Source organism: Roseburia sp. OM02-15 (assembly GCF_003481835.1).
GTDB lineage: Bacteria > Bacillota > Clostridia > Lachnospirales > Lachnospiraceae > Eubacterium_I > Eubacterium_I ramulus_A.
The window spans coordinates 168862-186273 of sequence record NZ_QULX01000007.1 but is presented as its reverse complement, the minus strand read 5'-3'; the positions used below and the strand labels follow the sequence as shown (position 1 = coordinate 186273).

Annotated in this window: 15 protein-coding genes; 1 reads left to right on the top strand and 14 read right to left on the bottom strand. The window is 44.2% G+C overall.

Annotated elements, in window-relative coordinates; all coding sequences use genetic code 11:
• Window positions 1-13 precede the first annotated feature (13 nt).
• From DXB15_RS09095 to DXB15_RS09050, 10 genes are all read right to left on the bottom strand, one after another.
• Window positions 14-1012 carry an NAD-dependent epimerase/dehydratase family protein gene (locus DXB15_RS09095; RefSeq protein ID WP_118702763.1) on the bottom strand — a complete coding sequence of 333 codons (999 nt, stop codon included), beginning with the start codon at window positions 1010-1012 and terminating at the stop codon, window positions 14-16.
• Window positions 1013-1024: 12 nt separating this feature from the next.
• Entirely contained in the window at window positions 1025-2167 is a 1143-nt protein-coding gene (locus DXB15_RS09090) for an iron-containing alcohol dehydrogenase family protein (protein ID WP_158582232.1), read from the bottom strand.
• Between the two features lie 2 nt (window positions 2168-2169).
• Entirely contained in the window at window positions 2170-2931 is a 762-nt protein-coding gene (locus tag DXB15_RS09085) for an HpcH/HpaI aldolase family protein (RefSeq protein WP_118702761.1), read from the bottom strand.
• Between the two features lie 35 nt (window positions 2932-2966).
• Window positions 2967-3179, bottom strand: a complete 213-nt coding sequence (locus tag DXB15_RS09080) for a tautomerase family protein (protein ID WP_118702760.1) — start codon at window positions 3177-3179, stop codon at window positions 2967-2969.
• Entirely contained in the window at window positions 3180-3584 is a 405-nt protein-coding gene (locus DXB15_RS09075) for a tautomerase family protein (protein ID WP_158582231.1), read from the bottom strand.
• 67 nt (window positions 3585-3651) lie between these two features.
• A complete protein-coding gene (locus DXB15_RS09070; RefSeq protein WP_118702758.1) occupies window positions 3652-4812 on the bottom strand; it encodes an amidohydrolase family protein in 1161 nt (386 codons plus the stop codon).
• 21 nt (window positions 4813-4833) lie between these two features.
• Window positions 4834-5979 (bottom strand): DUF819 family protein, encoded by a 1146-nt coding sequence (locus DXB15_RS09065; RefSeq protein ID WP_118702757.1) that lies wholly within the window; start codon window positions 5977-5979, stop codon window positions 4834-4836.
• 56 nt (window positions 5980-6035) lie between these two features.
• Window positions 6036-6929: a flavodoxin family protein gene (locus DXB15_RS09060; protein WP_118702756.1), complete on the bottom strand. Its 894-nt coding sequence runs from the start codon at window positions 6927-6929 to the stop codon at window positions 6036-6038.
• Window positions 6926-7753, bottom strand: coding sequence for a 2-keto-4-pentenoate hydratase (locus tag DXB15_RS09055; protein ID WP_118702755.1), 828 nt, complete (start codon window positions 7751-7753; stop codon window positions 6926-6928). The genes DXB15_RS09060 and DXB15_RS09055 overlap by 4 nt, the downstream gene beginning before the upstream one ends.
• Window positions 7754-7781: 28 nt before the next feature.
• Window positions 7782-8570: a 2-keto-4-pentenoate hydratase gene (locus DXB15_RS09050; protein WP_118702754.1), complete on the bottom strand. Its 789-nt coding sequence runs from the start codon at window positions 8568-8570 to the stop codon at window positions 7782-7784.
• 235 nt (window positions 8571-8805) lie between these two features.
• Here DXB15_RS09050 and DXB15_RS09045 point away from each other — a divergent pair, with 235 nt between their 5' ends.
• Window positions 8806-9579 (top strand): IclR family transcriptional regulator, encoded by a 774-nt coding sequence (locus tag DXB15_RS09045; protein ID WP_118702753.1) that lies wholly within the window; start codon window positions 8806-8808, stop codon window positions 9577-9579.
• A gap of 120 nt (window positions 9580-9699) precedes the next feature.
• Here the strand turns inward: DXB15_RS09045 and nifJ are convergent, their stop codons facing one another.
• From nifJ to DXB15_RS09025, 4 genes are read right to left on the bottom strand one after another with little or no spacing between them, the layout of a single operon-like run.
• On the bottom strand, window positions 9700-13200 hold the full coding sequence (gene nifJ / locus DXB15_RS09040; protein WP_118702752.1) for a pyruvate:ferredoxin (flavodoxin) oxidoreductase: 3501 nt from the start codon (window positions 13198-13200) through the stop codon (window positions 9700-9702).
• Between the two features lie 12 nt (window positions 13201-13212).
• The gene (locus DXB15_RS09035; protein ID WP_118702751.1) at window positions 13213-14562 is read right to left on the bottom strand and encodes an LVIVD repeat-containing protein; all 1350 of its coding nucleotides are present in this window, start codon (window positions 14560-14562) and stop codon (window positions 13213-13215) included.
• Window positions 14563-14571: 9 nt separating this feature from the next.
• Window positions 14572-14985, bottom strand: coding sequence for a VOC family protein (locus DXB15_RS09030; RefSeq protein ID WP_158582230.1), 414 nt, complete (start codon window positions 14983-14985; stop codon window positions 14572-14574).
• A 27-nt stretch (window positions 14986-15012) separates the two neighbouring features.
• On the bottom strand, window positions 15013-17388 hold the full coding sequence (locus DXB15_RS09025; protein WP_118702749.1) for a glycyl radical protein: 2376 nt from the start codon (window positions 17386-17388) through the stop codon (window positions 15013-15015).
• Window positions 17389-17412 lie beyond the last annotated feature (24 nt).

The window sequence follows — 17412 nt, the reverse complement described above, 5'->3', positions numbered from 1 at the left end:
TATATATTATGTTTTATATCGCTTTCTTTTTATGGGATAACAGCTTCATACTGTAGGTTACAATATTCTGAATCTCTGCCTCATAATCATCTTCGGTGATACCAAGCAGATCAACCGTTGTTTCTTCCGGCAGATACTTGTTCAGATAATGGATATCCGTGTATTTCACCATATCAAATCCACTCTCGTACCCGTTTCTTCTCTGCACTTTTTTCAACCGTTTTCCACCGGCTGTATACATGAATTTCGGAATCAGACGCATCTTACGATCAGATAGATTCAATGCATCTCTCATAATTTCTGTAATATGACTCCAGGATTCATTATATTTGCCCACCGGATAGCAGCCGCCTTCCAGCTCACCTTCCAGCGCACCGACAATCGCTTCTCCGGCCTGACGTCTGGTCAGCAGACTGATGCCGCCACCGGAATACACGATTTCTTTCTTCATATTGGAAAAGCTGTCTACCATATAAAACCAGGAGGGTTTTCGTCCTTCCTGCACACCGACGATTGGAGAAAATTCCAGAACGATAACGGAAAATCCAGGCTCATTTTCTGCCAGACAGACACGTTCCTGCTCTGCCAGACTTCGCACATACGGATGCCATTTTGCCAGCTTCAGTTCCGGCATCGTTCTCTCAAAATAAGTATAATAAGAGCCGCAGATCACCGTTTTTTTCACATCTGCCGCTTTTGCCGCCCACAGAATGCGTTTTACCATCTCTACATTATGCATCTCATACAGATCATAGATTGGCGCTTTGCCATCTACTCTCTCGTCAATTCCCGCCGCATAAACCAGCGAATCACATCCAACAAGTATCGCTGCCAGTGCATCCTCTGATAACCCGCTGATATCATTCTGGATCAATTCCAGTCCTTCCGGCTGTTCATAGTCTACCGGCAGTTCCGGAAGGGCCAGCGCTTTTACGCGATGTCCCTGTTCCAGCAGCATTCTTACTGCCTGATCTCCGATAAATCCGGTTCCCCCAATCACCAGTATGTTCATATATTTCTCCTTTTACGCTCTGACGTACATTTTTTTCAGGATCTCAACCAGTTCTTCCTTGGAAGGCTGAACCGGATTACAGATATAACCCATTTCCTGCATTGCAAGATCTGCCAGACGGTCTAAATCTTCCTCTTTGACACCATATTCGGACATCATCGGAATATGGATCTCTTTCATCAGTTCTTTGATCGCTGTGATCACATCTTCCGGCTGAAGGTCCTCTTTTGTAAGTCCCATTGCTCTGCCGACATTTATAATGCGTTCTCCCTCAGACGGAATCTCATACTCCAGTACATACGGAAGACCAAAAGCGTTTGCCACACCATGTGGTACATGCCATACAGCGCCCAGCGGATGTGCGATACCATGTACCAGACCAAGCAGGGCATTTGCAAATGAGCATCCTGCCAGCATGCTTCCCATCATAACAGCGCTTCTTGCTTCTATATTGGTCGGGTCATCTACTACACAGGTTTTAAGGTTATTGTATATCAAAGACACTGCTTTGAGGGAAAGCATATCGGACAGATCATTTGGTGTCTTGCATGCATAAGATTCAATGGCATGGGTCAGTGCATCCATTCCGGTAGCTGCTGTGATACCAGCCGGCAGACCTACAGTCAGCTCCGGATCTACGATTGCCTGTGTTGCTACCACACTTTTTCCGATCAGATTGACTTTCTGCTGTGTGGAAGTATCAGAAATAACGGCAAAATCCGTTAATTCGGATCCTGTTCCTGCTGTTGTCGGAATCGTAACTAATGTTCCGGTCAGATTTGGGATCGCATCCCACTGGTTTTTGTAATCCTGAATCGTTCCGTCATTGTATAACAGTACATTTACGGCTTTTCCAAAATCCATACAGCTTCCGCCTCCGACTGCGACGATGGCATCCGGACGGTCGTTTTTGTATTTTGCAGCACATGCTGCTACTGTGGTATCTTTTGGATCCGGCTCGATCTGATCAAAGATCTCTGTACGGCTGCACACTTCTTTTGCAACAGAAATGACTTTATCCGCAATACCTGCTTTTACAATTCCCTGATCTGTTACAACCAGTACATACTCTGCTTTTATATTTCTTAAAACATCTGCAAGCTGTTTTAAACTGCCCGCTCCCCAGAAAACTTCCGGTAATAATTTAAATCCCATGATCATTCTCCCTTCAATGCTTTTACTGTCTGCTCACATGCACGTCCGAACAGCATCAGGTCCGTACAGCAGATAATATAGCGAAATCCCATCTTAGCATATTCTTTTGCCTGTTCCGGTGACATGGCAAAAATGCCAGCATATTTATGATGTTTTTTCGTTTCTTCCAATACAATGTCAATAACTTCTTTTACACGCGGATCCTGTGTCTGTCCGACAATTCCCATGGATTCTGTCAGATCCATTGGTCCGATAAAGATCACATCGACTCCATCTACGGCTGCGATCTCGCCTACGTTTGGCACACCCGCTACATTTTCGCACTGTACGGCAATCAGCATATTTTCGTTATTATGTACAACATAATCCCCTTTGCAGAAACCATAGTCCGCGTTGCGTGGCATGGTAAATCCACGCATGCCTTCCGGATAATATTTGGCAGCCCGTACAATGGATTCCGCCTCTTCCTTTGTGTTCACCTGCGGTACAAGAAGTCCCTGTGCTCCCGCATCGCAATGTCTTAAAACGGTAGAATCCAATTTATTCGGAATACGTGTAAACATGCTCGCTCCGCGGCACTCTCCCGCCATATTTAAGATACGGTTTGTCTCCGGGCCAGAAGAAGAATGTTCACTGTCCACTACGATAAAATCAAACCCGGTAATTCCCATAATCTCGATTAATTCCGGGGAGATCGCATTTGCGAAAATTCCATACAGGGTTTCACCCGCATATAATCTCTTTTTTGCAATATTCTCTCTCATGTTACTCTCTGCACTTTCTGAATTTATTTTCTCACTTAATCTTCTTTCTGTTCAAAGCCTTCCAGCTCATATCCCATCACGCCACCGGCGCTGAATCTCTTCGGATTGATTTCTCTGACGATGACGCGCACCTGATCCGGTTTCACATCCAGCTCTTTCATCAGCACTTCTGCGATGGATTTTGTCAGATTATCTCCATGTTTCGGGTCTTTTCCTTTCGGATACTGAATCGTTGCAAGTACAGGCATTTACTTTTCCTCCTTTTTCTCTTCCGGCAGCTTCTGGAATACTTTCGGCCGTCCGCCGATGGCAAAATGATTTCCTTCACTGGATAAAATATAGATGCGTACTTCTTCCTTTTTACAGCCAAGATTTTCACTTAAGATCTCTGTTACCTTTGTTGCAAATTTCTGTTTCGCTTCCGTACTTCTGCCCGGTCCGATGGTAAACACAACAGACGGATTGATCTTATCCACCACTGCTTCCCCATTTTCAAAATTCATCTCCGGCTCCGCCTCGAAAACACTGACTCTCAACATCCGTTTTTTTGTATTTTCCAGAATATCCTCTGCAGCCTGCGGAATCTGTAACAGACAGTTTTCAATCGCCTGATCACTGCAGCCTTTTCGCATGGTAATATCTATTGTCGGCATGCTCACACGCTCCTTTCCAATCTCTAAAATCAGCAAAGGATGACGGTTTCCCGCCATCCTTCCCTTTTTAATAATCTGTATTTGTTTTATCAAACATGACTTTTCCGTTTACAATAGTAGCAACCGGAAGTACCTGTTTATTACCTTTGGTTTTTACACCAAACGCATCGACAAATTCTACTTCGCCCTCTTTCAGATCCAGTACACTGATATTGGCACGATTTCCGACTTTCAGACCTACGGTCACGTTGTTCATAACAGCCGCCGGTGCGTCAGTTACACAGTACAACACATCTTTGAAATCCATACCGAGTGCCATACATTCTGCCATATGTACATTTAATCTGGAAGTATGCGGATCGTTACTTAAAGAAGACAGATCCGAAGTAATCATCTGTGGATAAAAACCCTGCTCAAAGGCCGGTTTTGCCATCTCGACACTCCAGTTTCTGGAACCTCTTCCGGTATCAAAAATAACGCCGCGTTTTCTTGCTTCCCATACTTCCGGTAATACCTGTCCGTTCTCGTCCAGAATGTTTCCTTTGTTGTAAGTATGTGTGACTACATCACCCGGTTTGAAGTAGGAAAGCCACTCGCTTGCCGGAATCGGCGGATTTGCGATATGTGCAAACATTCTGCAGCCAATCTCGTCACATGCTTCTCTTGTTTTCTTAAATACTCTGTGGATCAGTTCCGGTGTCGGTGTCTCATTTTTACCAACCAGAATCTTGATACCTACCAAAATGTCTTTGTTGATCTCGAAACATTCTTTCAGACGTTCAATATTGACTTCGGCATCTACATCTGCCCAGAGTTCTGCCGCACAGCCGATCTCCGCATTGACGGTCAACATCAATGCTGCCTGGATCGTTGCCGGAAAATCATTGATACATTTCTTTCTGTTGCGGTTGAACCCTGGCCATGATACGCTTCCAAGATCAATACAGGAAGTGATGCCGCGCTCAAACATACGCTCCGGTGGAAAATTAAACCATGCTCCGTCTACTACATGTGCATGTCCGTCGATCAGACCCGGTACTACATAATATCCGGTTGCATCAATGACGCGGTGTGCGCAGATCTTGCCCGGAATATGGTCCGGATCAATAATCGTCGCAATATTCGGTTCCAAGATACCGATATGTCCGATCATATCAACGCCCCGTTCCGGATCATAAATATGTCCGTTTTTAATCAATGTGTCATAACAATCAACTCGAAATCCCATTTTTTGTCGCCTACTTTCTTATCAGCCTGTAATACTTAAAATAATATTTGCAGCTCCAAGTCCAAGGTATGCACCGAGTACCTGTCCCAATACTGCCAGAATACATCCCGGAAGTACCATATCTTTCCATCCGTAGTTGTCACACAGAGGTCCGATGGTAACCGGTCCGCCGATCAGTGCCATATGGGAGATGAGACCATATTCCCAAGGCATACGGATCAGTTTCAGTACAAGGAATACTAACAGGAAGGATACTGCGTAAATAAAGATAACACCTACCGTTACTTTCCATGTGGAGTTTGCGATACTTGCCAGTGTTGCATTTGCTCCCAGTGAGAAAATATACATACCAAACATGAAGGAAGCAAGATCTTCACTGATTTTAAATTTACCAATTTTTGTAAAGTTTGCAATTACAACTGCGATACCTGCGTAGAATACGATGGAATAGAATCCGGTCAGCTCGCCAAGGAAGTTACCAAGTGCTGCAACTGCCATACCTGCGCCCATAACGACTGCAACGTCGATGATGCCGACTTTCTTTTCTTTGCTTGCCATCTCTTCTGCATATGCAAGACGCTCTTCTTCTGATAATGCCATATCTGTCACTTCATCTCTGTAAGATTTGAAGTTTTTCTTAAAGAATTTACTTTTACCAATATCGAATGCGATCAGACTGTAAACCATCCAGATGATCATACCGGTTGCAGAAAATACAACCAGATCGCCGTCCTGTAATCCAAGCGCCGCAGCTACACCGGATAATGTAGAGAAGTTACCTATCATATTTGCTGTAACAGCGCCCCAGAGTTTCCATCCACCTTCATACTGGAAGATAATACCTGCCAGAACACAGATTGCAAATACGATTACCAGTGAAATACCAAACACTGCGATTAATTTCTTACCGATTTTCCATAATTTTTTCAAATTTGCCTGGAATAACATCAAAACGATTGCCAGCGGTATAAAATAATTTGACAATATGCTGTACTGCTCACAGAACTGCGGTACCACTTTGATATTAACCAGTACAAAACCACCAATAATACATAAATTAATATAACCCAGTTTACGTCCAAGTTTCGTTTTGTTACTTAACCAGATAGACAAACCTGTCCATCCCAAGATAATGCCCCACATGAGCCATGGATAATTTGCTAACATTTTGTTCTCCTTTTCCGGGTCGTAAAATCAACTTTTTCTCATTTGTCATTCACTCTTTACGGTTTCACAACGGGTTCAAACGCCAAATACTTCTCCTTCCTTTCCCTGATTTTGTCTTTCCCCTCGAATGCTCTTCGATGTGCTGATGCGATATCAGCCTGATGATCGACCTCTCCCTGCTTCGTAAAACGATGAGTTTCTACCGACTGTTTGTCCCAGTATATGACCAGAGCATCGTTTTTGATTGAAATTTTTCCTCTGGATTTACAAAATGCACACGTTACATCTAATCCGTTTTGTGGTACAATTACATTGCAGTGGCATCCTGGACAGACGCCCTTCGGTCCCTGATATTGCGCGTTTTGCTTGTTTAACAGCGCGTTTACCATATTGGAACCCAGTTGTGCTGCCCGGCTCAACAAGTCATCGTCCAGGAGTACCATTGCAGGTGCTGTGTAACCTCCAATTACCAGTCTGTCTATAACGATTGCATCTTTGCTCAGGTTCGTTAATACGAGATTCATGACCGGTTCTGTAAAATCAATCCAGTCAGATCCCCCAACAGCGATCGCAGCACACACTTTTTTCTGTGCCCTGCACATCTCTCTGTATTCTTTTCCCACGCCTAAGGCCCGGTTTAATAATGTGATCAGATTTCCGGAAGGAAGCAGATCATAGATAGGTGCTGCCACGATCAGTCCGTCTGCATCTTTCAGTTCTTCCAGCAGCCAGGACAGATCATCCTGTTTCTTTACGCAGCAGCCATCGCCGCCCGATATCAGTGTTTTCATGCAGCTCTCACATCCGCTGCAATGCTCGATATCCAGATCCGATAATCGAATGATCGTAAATTCCAGATCCAGTTGCTCCCGCATGGTAAGCATTGCATGTTTCATCAGCAGTTCACTGTTTCCATTTTTTCTTCCTGCGGCAAGTCCTACAATTTTCATCGTGCAACCTCCAGTCTGATCGAACCGATTTCACTGAAATCTGACTCCACCACATCGCCCGGATGTAAAAAGGTGGATGGAATGATGGCTCCGGATAACACGATGGATCCTGCCGGAAGCGGCATATCCAGATACTGATACATCAGTCTTACCAGTGCGGATACGGCTCTCGCCGGATGTCCCATAACAGCTCCGGAAGCTCCGAAATTCACAAGCTGACCATTGATTCTTGTTCTGACTCCGAGATTTGCCAGATTAATCTGTCTCGGATCCGCTTTCACTTCGCCGAGTTTAAATCTTGCGGAAGATACATTATCGATCACCGCATCGGTCAGTCCTCCTACTTTAAAATCTTTGAACCGGCTGTCAATAATCTCAAAGGCCGGTGCCACATATTCAGTAGCGTTCATGACATCTACGGAATACACATCCGGTCCGTATAACTCACGATTGGTTACAAAAGCAAGTTCTGTTTCTACCTTCGGATGGATCAGATCCTTCAGATCCAGTATTTCCTCCGGCTTCATCGGCATATATTCAAACAGAAATCCATAGGATGGATCTGCATTGACCTTGACGCCTTCCAGAGTCATGGTGTCACGCACCTGCGCGATCTTTGCCATGCTTGTATTTCCAAGTTTTGCACCGATCATTCTGTGACCTTTTTTTTCAGCCAGATCAAGTCTCATGCCCATTGCCCGATAGGCTTCTTCCGGTGTGATGTCTGGATACTTGATTTTGAAAGATTCAATCTCTTTTTTCTGTTCTTCCGCCGTCAGTGAAATCTGTGCAAGTTCTTTTAACAATTCTGCTGTAGCAGCCATATGTGTGATACCTCCTTCCTATCTGTTACTATTGAAATTTTACTCCTACGGTTCCGTATCTGCCGTACTGGCAACAAATATAGTCGCCTTTTTCTACCGGAACTGCCTTAACGGCGGATCCTGCCAGCACCAGCTCTCCTTTTTTCAGCGGATTGCCGAGGGAATAGAATTTTTCCCCGAGCCATGCAATGGATTTTGCCGGATCATCTAAGATGGCAGCTCCACAGGAGGTTTCCAACTGTTTGTGATTTTTTTCAAAAATAAAACTGATCAGTCCCAGATCCGTCTCCCCAGGATAAATCGGATAATCACCTACTACATATCCACCGAATGCCGCATTATCCGCTACGGTGTCAAAAATCTTTCTCGGGCGGTCATTCAACTGACGGATATCTACGATTTCCAGACATGGAACAATGTATTCTGTCGCATTCAGCACCATCTCTGCATCGATTTTCTCATAATCCAAATCCTCTTTTAATTTAAATGCAAGTTCTGCTTCAATGGCCGGCTGGCAATACACCTCATCAAATGGGATTACGGATTCGTTCTCATAACAGTCTTCCTGAAAAATAATTCCATAGTCCGGCTCCTCTATTCCTGCCAGCTTTCGCATGGCGTTGCTGGTCAGTCCCACTTTTTTACCGGATGGATGTCTTCCGTTTTTTACATACTCTTCGACCATCACACTGGCAATGGCGTAAGCATCTTCATAATTGATATCCGGAAAATCATAACTCGGCGGCATAATTAGCTTATGATCCAGTGTTGCCTGATAATGCATCCGTCCGATTCTTTCAATATCTTCTCGTTTCATCTCTTCTCCCTTCTGTATAATATTTTATACTCTTGCGTTATTTTTTTATTTTTTCTGTTTGTTATATTGTATTCTTATATTGTGATCTTGTCAATATGTTTTGATATTTCTGTTTATTTTTACGTTTTTTTGTATGCTTATTTTAGCCATTTGTCACAAATTTTAAAAACTACTTTAATTTTTGCACAATTATTGTTATACTTAGTATGAAAAAATATATAAAGGACTAACTTATATGGCAGAAAAAATAACTCATAATAATATATCACTGGATAAAGCATTTCAGATTATTGAATATCTGAGTTTATCGAATATTCCGCTCAGTGTTTCGGAAATCAGTCAGAAATTAAATTTTAACCGCGCGACAACAAACAACCTGCTTGGCACCATGCTGAGCCACAAATATGTAACAAAAGACCGTTATGGAAAATATTCTATATCCAGCAAATTTTTTGAGATTGGCTGCGCGTACCACAACAACAATCCACTGGTACAGGCCTTTGTTCAGCAGAACTTTTTTGAAACACACAATTACAACTGTGCCTTCGGTCTGTCCATTCCGGTTTATCCGCAAAAGGGAATTCTGCTCTGTGTACAGAACCATATGGATAATTTTGACGATATTCCTTTGGTAGGTAACTCCCTGCCGCTGTATGCATCCGGAGCCGGCAAACTGATCCTCGCTTATTCTTCCGAAGAATACCGCGATCTGTTTTTTTCCACACACGAATTACTTCCACTGACACCTCAGACGATTACTGACCGCGATACGTTAGAGAGGGAATTAGTTTTGGCTAAAACACAGGGATACGCACAGGACAACTGTGAAGTTCGTCCAAATCTGTGCTGTGTTTCCGCGCCTGTCTTTAATGCCGAACAGGCGCTTGCTGCTGCGGTCAGTATCACAGGAAGCAAAGATTTCATTCTCTCGAACGAGTCCAAGCTCATCAAGGATATCACTTCCTGCGCACAACTGATCACATACCGTATCGGCGGTCAAACTCCGTAATCATCTTCGTTGTATATCGGTTATTTCCGAAGCCCTCTGTATTGTGTCAGAGGGCTTCTTTTGTATGTTACTATATTTCGTACTTTCCACATTTTCCTGTACATTTCACATCCGCAATATTTATTCTGCCAGATGTTTATATATTTCATAACGTTCCTTCGCATCTTCCTCCGTGATCTGATACATTTGTTCTGCATGATCCGGAGAAACAAGGCTCAGGGCTCGATACCTGTTTTCACCCAGCAGGAACTCTCTGAGATTTCCTGTCGGTTCTTTGGAATCCAGAGTAAATGGATTCTTTCCTTCTTTTTTCCTCTCTGGATTATAACGGTACAGATGCCAGTAGCCGGCTTCCACTGCTTTTTTCATATGGGTCTGGCTCTTTGACATACCCTCGTGGATTCCATGCTCGATACATGGGCAGTACGCAATAATAATGGATGGTCCGTCATATTTTTCTGCCTCCCGTATCGCCCGAAGTGTCTGCTCTGGATCATATCCCATGGCAACCTGTGCCACATAGACATAACCGTAACTCATTGCCATCCGCCCCAGATCTTTCTTCTTTGTCCGCTTGCCCGCTGCAGCAAATTTTGCGATGGCGCTGGCCGGTGTGGACTTGGAAGACTGTCCGCCGGTGTTGGAATATACTTCTGTATCCAGTACTAAAATATTGATATTTTTGTTGGATGCGATGACATGATCCAAACCGCCGTAGCCGATATCATAAGCCCAGCCGTCTCCGCCGAAGGCCCAGTAGGATTTTTTTACCAGATATTCCCGGTCTTTTAAAATATCCTGAACTTCGGAAATGCTGCTGTATTCCGGTTTTTCTAAAGCCGCAACCAGCGCATCTGTCACGCTTCTTGTTTTCTCGCTGTCATTGCAGTCTGCAAGCCATGCTTCTGCCTCGTTCTTTGCAATACCCTGTTCTGCCAGATCTTTTACTTTTCCGGTCAATGCTGCCCGTACTTTTTCCGCACCGAGCATCAAACCGTAGGCATACTCAGCATTGTCCTCAAATAAGGACATTGCCCAGGCGGTACCATGACCGCATTTATTCTTTGTATATGGTGTGGACGGAGTACTTCCACCATAAGCGGAGGAACATCCTGAAGCATTTGCCACGTACATCCGATCGCCAAATAACTGAGTCACCAGTTTGATATACGGTGTTTCTGCGCATCCTGCACATGCTCCGGAAAACTCAAATAATGGCTGTGCAAACTGACTGTTTTTCACATTGTTTTTGCCCGTTATTGCTGATTTATCGGATACTTCCTTCACTGCATAAGTCCAGTTCTCTTTCTGTGCCAACTGGCTCTCTAACGGTTTCATCTCCAATGCTTTATCTTTTACCGGACACACATTGACACAGCTTCCACAACCAGTACAGTCAAGCGGGGATACCTGAATACGGAATTCATATTCAGACAAGTTCTTACCGATGGCCTTTTTTGTCTCAAAACCAGTTGGTCTTACCTGTTGTTCGCTTTTGTCTAACAGATATGGACGAATTGCCGCATGTGGACATACATAGGCACAACGGTTACACTGAATACATTTTTCCAGATCCCACTCCGGTACATCCGTTGCCTGTCCGCGTTTCTCATAAGCACTTGTTCCGTTCGGGAATGTTCCATTTTCCAGACCGATAAATTTGCTGACCGGAAGTTTTTCACCCTGCTGACGGTTCATCGGTACCACAAGTTCTTTTACAAATTCCGGTAACGCGCTTGCCGTTGTGTCATCCTGCGCATCTTTCCACGCTTCCGGGACTTCCACCCTAATCAGGCTCGAAACGCCAAGTTCAATGGCTTTATAGTTTTTCTCAATGACATCGACACCTTTTTTTGCATAAGTTTTCTTTACAGCTTCTTTCATATACTGTACTGCATCCTCAAGTGGAAGCACCGGAACCAGTTTAAAAAACGCACCCTGCAGAATGGAATTCGTACGTCCTGCCATTCCGATCTCTTTTGCAAGTCTGGTGGCATCAATGACATAGAACTGTACCTGTTTTTTCGCCAGAATCCGTTTCATGGCAGCCGGCAGATGTTCTGCCAGTTCTTTTTCATTCCATCCACAGTTCAAAAGGAAGGTTCCCCCCTGCTTCATACCATCTAACAGATCATAATTGTTCAAATAAGACGGTGCGGAGCATGCGATAAAGTCAGCATCTGTTACCAGATATGGAGAACGGATCGGCCGCTTGCCAAATCGCAAATGGGACTGGGTCAGTCCTCCGGATTTCTTGGAGTCGTATACAAAATACGCCTGACAGAACTGTTCGGTATGGTTACCGATGATCTTGACGGAGTTTTTGTTTGCACCAACGGTTCCGTCGGAGCCAAGTCCCCAGAATTTACAGTTAATCGTATCGGTACTACTCAGTTGTTTTGTTTCATCTACCTCCAGTGACAGATGGGTCACATCATCGACAATACCGATGGTAAAATTGTGTCTCGGAGCAGTTTTTAACATCTCATAGACAGCCATGATCTGTGCCGGTGTCGTATCCTTTGAAGCAAGTCCGTAACGGCCGCCGTACACTTCCATCTCAATCTGTGCCTGATACAGTGCATTACAGATATCCAGATATAATGGTTCTCCACCTGCTCCCGGCTCTTTTGTTCTGTCCAGTACCACAATTCGTTTTACACTTGGCGGTAATTGTTCCAGAAAATGGCGGATGGAAAACGGGCGGTACAGATGTACATTAATCAGTCCGACTTTTTCACCTTTTCCATTCAGATAATCTACGGTCTCGCAGATGGTATCACAGACGGAACCCATGGCAATGATGACATATTCTGCATCTTTTACACCATAGTAGTTGAAAAGCTGATAGTTTCTGCCGGTTACCTCTGATACCTGCTTCATATATTCTTCCACGATTTGTGGCATTTTCTCGTAATACTGGTTAGCAGCCTCTCTGCGCTGGAAATAAATATCCGGGTTCTCGGTACACCCGCGTGTGGTCGGCCGCTCCGGATTTAATGATTTTTTCCGGAATGCATCAACCGCATCCATATCCACCATGCCCTTTAATACATCATAATCCCAGGTTTCGATCTTCTGTATCTCATGGGAAGTACGGAATCCATCAAAGAAATGGATAAACGGTATACTTCCCTTAATGGCAGCCAGATGTGCTACTGCACCCAGATCCATGACTTCCTGCGGATTGGAAGAAGCAAGCATTGCTGTACCGATCTGTCTGCAGGCCATAACATCGGAATGGTCTCCGAAAATGGATAACGCATGTACCGACAGTGCTCTGGCTGATACATGAAATACACCCGGCAGTAATTCGCCCGCTACTTTATAAATATTCGGAATCATAAGCAGCAGTCCCTGAGATGCTGTATAGGTTGTGGTTAGCGCACCTGCTGCCAGAGAACCATGCATCGTTCCGGCTGCACCGCCTTCTGACTGCATCTCTACGACTTCTACCGTCTCTTCAAAAATGTTCTTTTTTCCTTTTGCTGCCCACTCATCGACATATTCTGCCATCGGGGAAGACGGGGTGATTGGGAAAATAGCGGCCACTTCCGTAAATGCATAGGATACATATGCGGCAGCCGTATTTCCATCCATTACTTCATAATTCTTTTTCATTGCTTTTGCTCCTTAGTCTAACGGCTTCTCTCCTGTATATTTCAAAATGTAAATGCCGTCCTGCTGGGTACTTATATAGATATAACCTCTGTCATCTACCACCAGATCTTCGGTAATAGCGACCGGTGCCCCCGGCATCACATCATGCGTCTCATTATCCGTCAGCATTTCCGGCGGATCCGGCGGAAGAAAATATGCGATTTCTTTCGGTACAAACGGATCATGTACATCATAGATCCTCAGTCCCGCATGGAAATAGCAGTTAAACACTGTATTGTTAAATTGTCCATATACCGGTGTTCCAAACTGATCAAAGCAGTTATGCGGTCCAAACGGTACCCGGACACCATCCACAAAGTTAAAATTCTCTCCATGGGTATAGCCCTCCGGCATTTCCGGATACGGAAATACAGAAATCATACGCGGATGTTCCATATCGCCGGTTTCAATCATCATCATGGCATTCATTGCCTGATATTCAATTTTTTTGCCAAATCCTTCTGTTTTCTTCCCATCAAAGAAACGGCTGCGCTCTCCCTCTGTAGATACTACCGCAAACGGGCGGTCTCCCAGCGGATAAGCAGAATGCACCGGCGCACCTGCTGCATCTCCACCAAACGGAGGATTGAGCGATAGCTTTCCGATCATCTTCGGATTCGTTTTGTCACTGACATCCACCAATACAAAGCCGACATTTGAATAAGCCAGATATGCAATATCATCTTTTACCGTCACTGCATGCACAAACGGTTTGAACAGATGATCGCCAAACTGCAGGTTACTCTCGCCCTGAATGATCTGTTCTGGAACACAATATCTGCCTGCCTCTACTGGATGTGCTGGATCTGCCAGGTCAATAATTCTTAAAATAAAACTCTCATATCCATTATCACAACCGGTGATATAGGCATAACGGCCTCCATTATAGAAGGATCTGTGGACGCCCTGACCACCCGGGCACTCAAATGTTCCAAGCAATTTCGGATCTGTCGGATCTGTTTTTACGTCCCACACCATCAGACCACACCAGGCCGGGCAGCCTTCCGGACAACCGGTTAGAAATCCCGCCATCGTTCCATGCGCTGTCAACATCAGACCGTCCGCCACCTGAATTTTGCATGTATTCTGTCCGTCGTGGCAATCCTCATTGATCCATGGTCCTTCTTTAAACTGAATCATTTTCGGATTCGTCGGATCCGTCACATCCAGAATGGACCAGCCATTGTGTCTCCAGGATGCACAGTATAAATAATATTTTTCTCCGCATTTTTGCATTACAATCTGAAATGCCGGACGTTTCTGCAGGTCGTGGTAACCGACCTGCTCTATATTTTTCATTAATGCCTTATTTCGTAACGTCATTTTTCTCTCCTAATGCTCTATAAATTCAATTAGAATATCGTTCGGTCCATGGATGAAACAGTAATAATTTCCAATCAAATGCTCCGGTCCCTGTACGATTTCCACATCATTTTCATAAAAAGTCTCTACCAGTGCATCGAGATTATCCACAGCAAAACAGATATGTTTCGTTCCGAGTGTTTTCAGATCCAGATTCGGCACTTTTCGCTCCTCCGACATCTCTTTGTACTCATAGCATTGAAACAGTTCGATTTCAAAATTCCCATTTCTTAAAAATGCCAGATCAAATCCTGCTGCTGGAATAGAATCTCTGGATACTACTTCAAAATCTAACACTCGTCCGAACCACTCGATGGATGCTTCCAGATTACTGACACTGATGCCGCAATGTAACGGACTGATGTTCCATGTATGTTCTGCCATATGTTCTTCTCCTTTCCGCATCAATGACTAAAATTCCATTTCCAGTCGATTGATGATATCGTTCTGCAGATTTTCTCCAAGTTCTACGAAGTATGCACTGTAAGTTGCCACACGTACCAAAAGATCACGATATTTATCCGGGTTCTTCTGTGCGTCACGCAACGTCTCGGTATCTACAATATTAAACTGTACGAAGAATCCGCCTGTCTCCAGGAAATTACGCAGCATGGAGCTGAATTTTTTCTTTGCTTCTTCTGTTTTTAAAGTCTCCGGATTGAATCTCATGTTCAGAACGGAACCATTGGTCAACTGAATATGGTCAATCTTGGATACAGAATTATAAGTTGCTACCGGACCGCTGACATTTCGTCCCTGATGAGGAGAAATACCGCCTTCTGAAATCGGTTCTCCGGCACTTCTTCCATCCGGTAATGCTCCAACATTGTAGCCAAAAATTACGTTGGCAGTAACAGCCGCTGCTGCACAGTTGATTTTGGTTCCACATGCCCCCTGCATTCCGGTCAGAACACCAGCACCATACATCAGGACATCATTTACAATGTTGTCTACATAATCATCATCGTTACCAAATTTCGGTGCAGAAATCATCAGTTTGTGGATATCCTCATGGCCTTCCCAGTTTGCATCCAGTGCGTCGATAAGTTCTGCCATGGTACAGATATGATCCTCGAATACATTTTTGCGGATGGCCGCCAATGCATCACCAACATCCGGCGTTCCAGACATTGAAATTGCAATTCTTGAGTATTTTAATGCTCCATCTGCCATATCTTTTCCTTTCTGGATCGTTCCTTCAAACAGGGAAGACTCTAACGGAACCGGACGATATTTTGCAAACATGTAACGATCAGAATTTCGGAACATAATCGCGATTGGGAAGAAATAATCCACCTGTTTTTTAAACGCGTTCCAAACCTGCTCATAAGAAGTAAAGTTTCTCGGATCTCCGGTCTCAACACCGATCAAATCTCCAGTCAGACGTTGACGACCGTTATTTAATGCCAGCTCCAATAACAGTGGCATATTGATATTGCCACCCGGCAGATCAGAAGATTTTCCCGGGATCGTCGGATTGTTACATCCGGTGATTACAAAGTTTCTGGCATCTTTCAGATCATATCCGTCATGCAATAACTGATCGATACACATCTCATCGCTCATGAATTTTAGCTTTCCTTTTAACGCGATCGCCAGATCAATGGATTTTCTCACAAATTTTTCCGGTGATTTTTTGGAAATACGGACAACCAGATCATTGGACGGAAGTCCTACTTCCATATCTGCATCCAGACAGAGATAAGTAAGCTCATTGACTGCATCATGACCGTTCTCATCCACACCACCAAGGTTGATATTTACCGTCTGTGGTAAACCGGTGAAGAATCCGGATGTAATGCGGTCTGTAATGATAACAATCTCGTTCGCTTTGATATAAAACATGGAGATCAGCATCTGTGCATAATCATCTGTCAGTGTGCCCGCTTCTTTTTCTTTTTTGTAATACGGATATAACCACTGATCCAGACGTCCGCCCAGTGTCATACCATAGCCGCAGCCTTCGATATTCATACAGATCCAGATCATCAGCATACTCTGAAGTGCCTCATGAAAGTTTCTAGCCGGTTTTGCCGGAACCTGCGCACATACTTCTGCGATCTTTAACAGTTCTTCTTTTCGCTGCGGATCTTCGCAGGTGGCTGCCATCTCTTTAGCCAGTATGGAATATCTCATGGCATAATCCATAGTTGCCTGCAGTGAAATCTTCATGGCTTTCAGATACTGCATTTTTTCAAACTCATCCGGATTGGAGATATTTACCCCAGCAAGTTCAGTCTCTACTTCTTCGAGAACACCTTCCAGTCCGATCTGTAATACTTTTTCATAATCTACACAGGAATGTTTTAGGTAATGTCCGTTTAATGCGTAAACTGCACCGCCAACCGAACCACATTCCAGATATTTCAGCTTGTCTTCCGGAATTTTTGCTTTCCACATAGAGATCAGATTGCGCTGATTCCAGTACGGAAGAAAATTACGGATGGTTGCCTTATCTTCCTCGCTGATCGGTTCAAAGGTATCCTGCGGTCTTGTAGATAATTCTTCCATCTCATCGTATAGAAACTGGGAACTGAGTTCTGGGATAATATTACCGCCACGATATTTCATGGTCATTCGTCCTACCAGTAATTCGTCGTCAAAGATTGCAATCGTCTTTTTCGCCAGATTCTTCTCCAGTGCTTTTGCCTGACGATAAGCTGGTTCTCTGCCCTCGGTCTCCATATAGGCTTCTGTCATATAGACGCCACGCTCCACATCCACCTCGGCTTTAGTCACCATACGCTTTCTCATTCTTCTGATTCTTTCAATGTACTCTGTGTTCATAGATTTCCTCCTTTTATAAAATGC

Coding starts and splice junctions, on each gene's coding strand:
- DXB15_RS09095 (WP_118702763.1), bottom strand. CDS start 1,012: ATGAACATACTGGTGATTGGGGGAACCGGATTTATCGGAGATCAGGCA.
- DXB15_RS09090 (WP_158582232.1), bottom strand. CDS start 2,167: ATGGGATTTAAATTATTACCGGAAGTTTTCTGGGGAGCGGGCAGTTTA.
- DXB15_RS09085 (WP_118702761.1), bottom strand. CDS start 2,931: ATGAGAGAGAATATTGCAAAAAAGAGATTATATGCGGGTGAAACCCTG.
- DXB15_RS09080 (WP_118702760.1), bottom strand. CDS start 3,179: ATGCCTGTACTTGCAACGATTCAGTATCCGAAAGGAAAAGACCCGAAA.
- DXB15_RS09075 (WP_158582231.1), bottom strand. CDS start 3,584: ATGCCGACAATAGATATTACCATGCGAAAAGGCTGCAGTGATCAGGCG.
- DXB15_RS09070 (WP_118702758.1), bottom strand. CDS start 4,812: ATGGGATTTCGAGTTGATTGTTATGACACATTGATTAAAAACGGACAT.
- DXB15_RS09065 (WP_118702757.1), bottom strand. CDS start 5,979: ATGTTAGCAAATTATCCATGGCTCATGTGGGGCATTATCTTGGGATGG.
- DXB15_RS09060 (WP_118702756.1), bottom strand. CDS start 6,929: ATGAAAATTGTAGGACTTGCCGCAGGAAGAAAAAATGGAAACAGTGAA.
- DXB15_RS09055 (WP_118702755.1), bottom strand. CDS start 7,753: ATGGCTGCTACAGCAGAATTGTTAAAAGAACTTGCACAGATTTCACTG.
- DXB15_RS09050 (WP_118702754.1), bottom strand. CDS start 8,570: ATGAAACGAGAAGATATTGAAAGAATCGGACGGATGCATTATCAGGCA.
- DXB15_RS09045 (WP_118702753.1), top strand. CDS start 8,806: ATGGCAGAAAAAATAACTCATAATAATATATCACTGGATAAAGCATTT.
- nifJ (WP_118702752.1), bottom strand. CDS start 13,200: ATGAAAAAGAATTATGAAGTAATGGATGGAAATACGGCTGCCGCATAT.
- DXB15_RS09035 (WP_118702751.1), bottom strand. CDS start 14,562: ATGACGTTACGAAATAAGGCATTAATGAAAAATATAGAGCAGGTCGGT.
- DXB15_RS09030 (WP_158582230.1), bottom strand. CDS start 14,985: ATGGCAGAACATACATGGAACATCAGTCCGTTACATTGCGGCATCAGT.
- DXB15_RS09025 (WP_118702749.1), bottom strand. CDS start 17,388: ATGAACACAGAGTACATTGAAAGAATCAGAAGAATGAGAAAGCGTATG.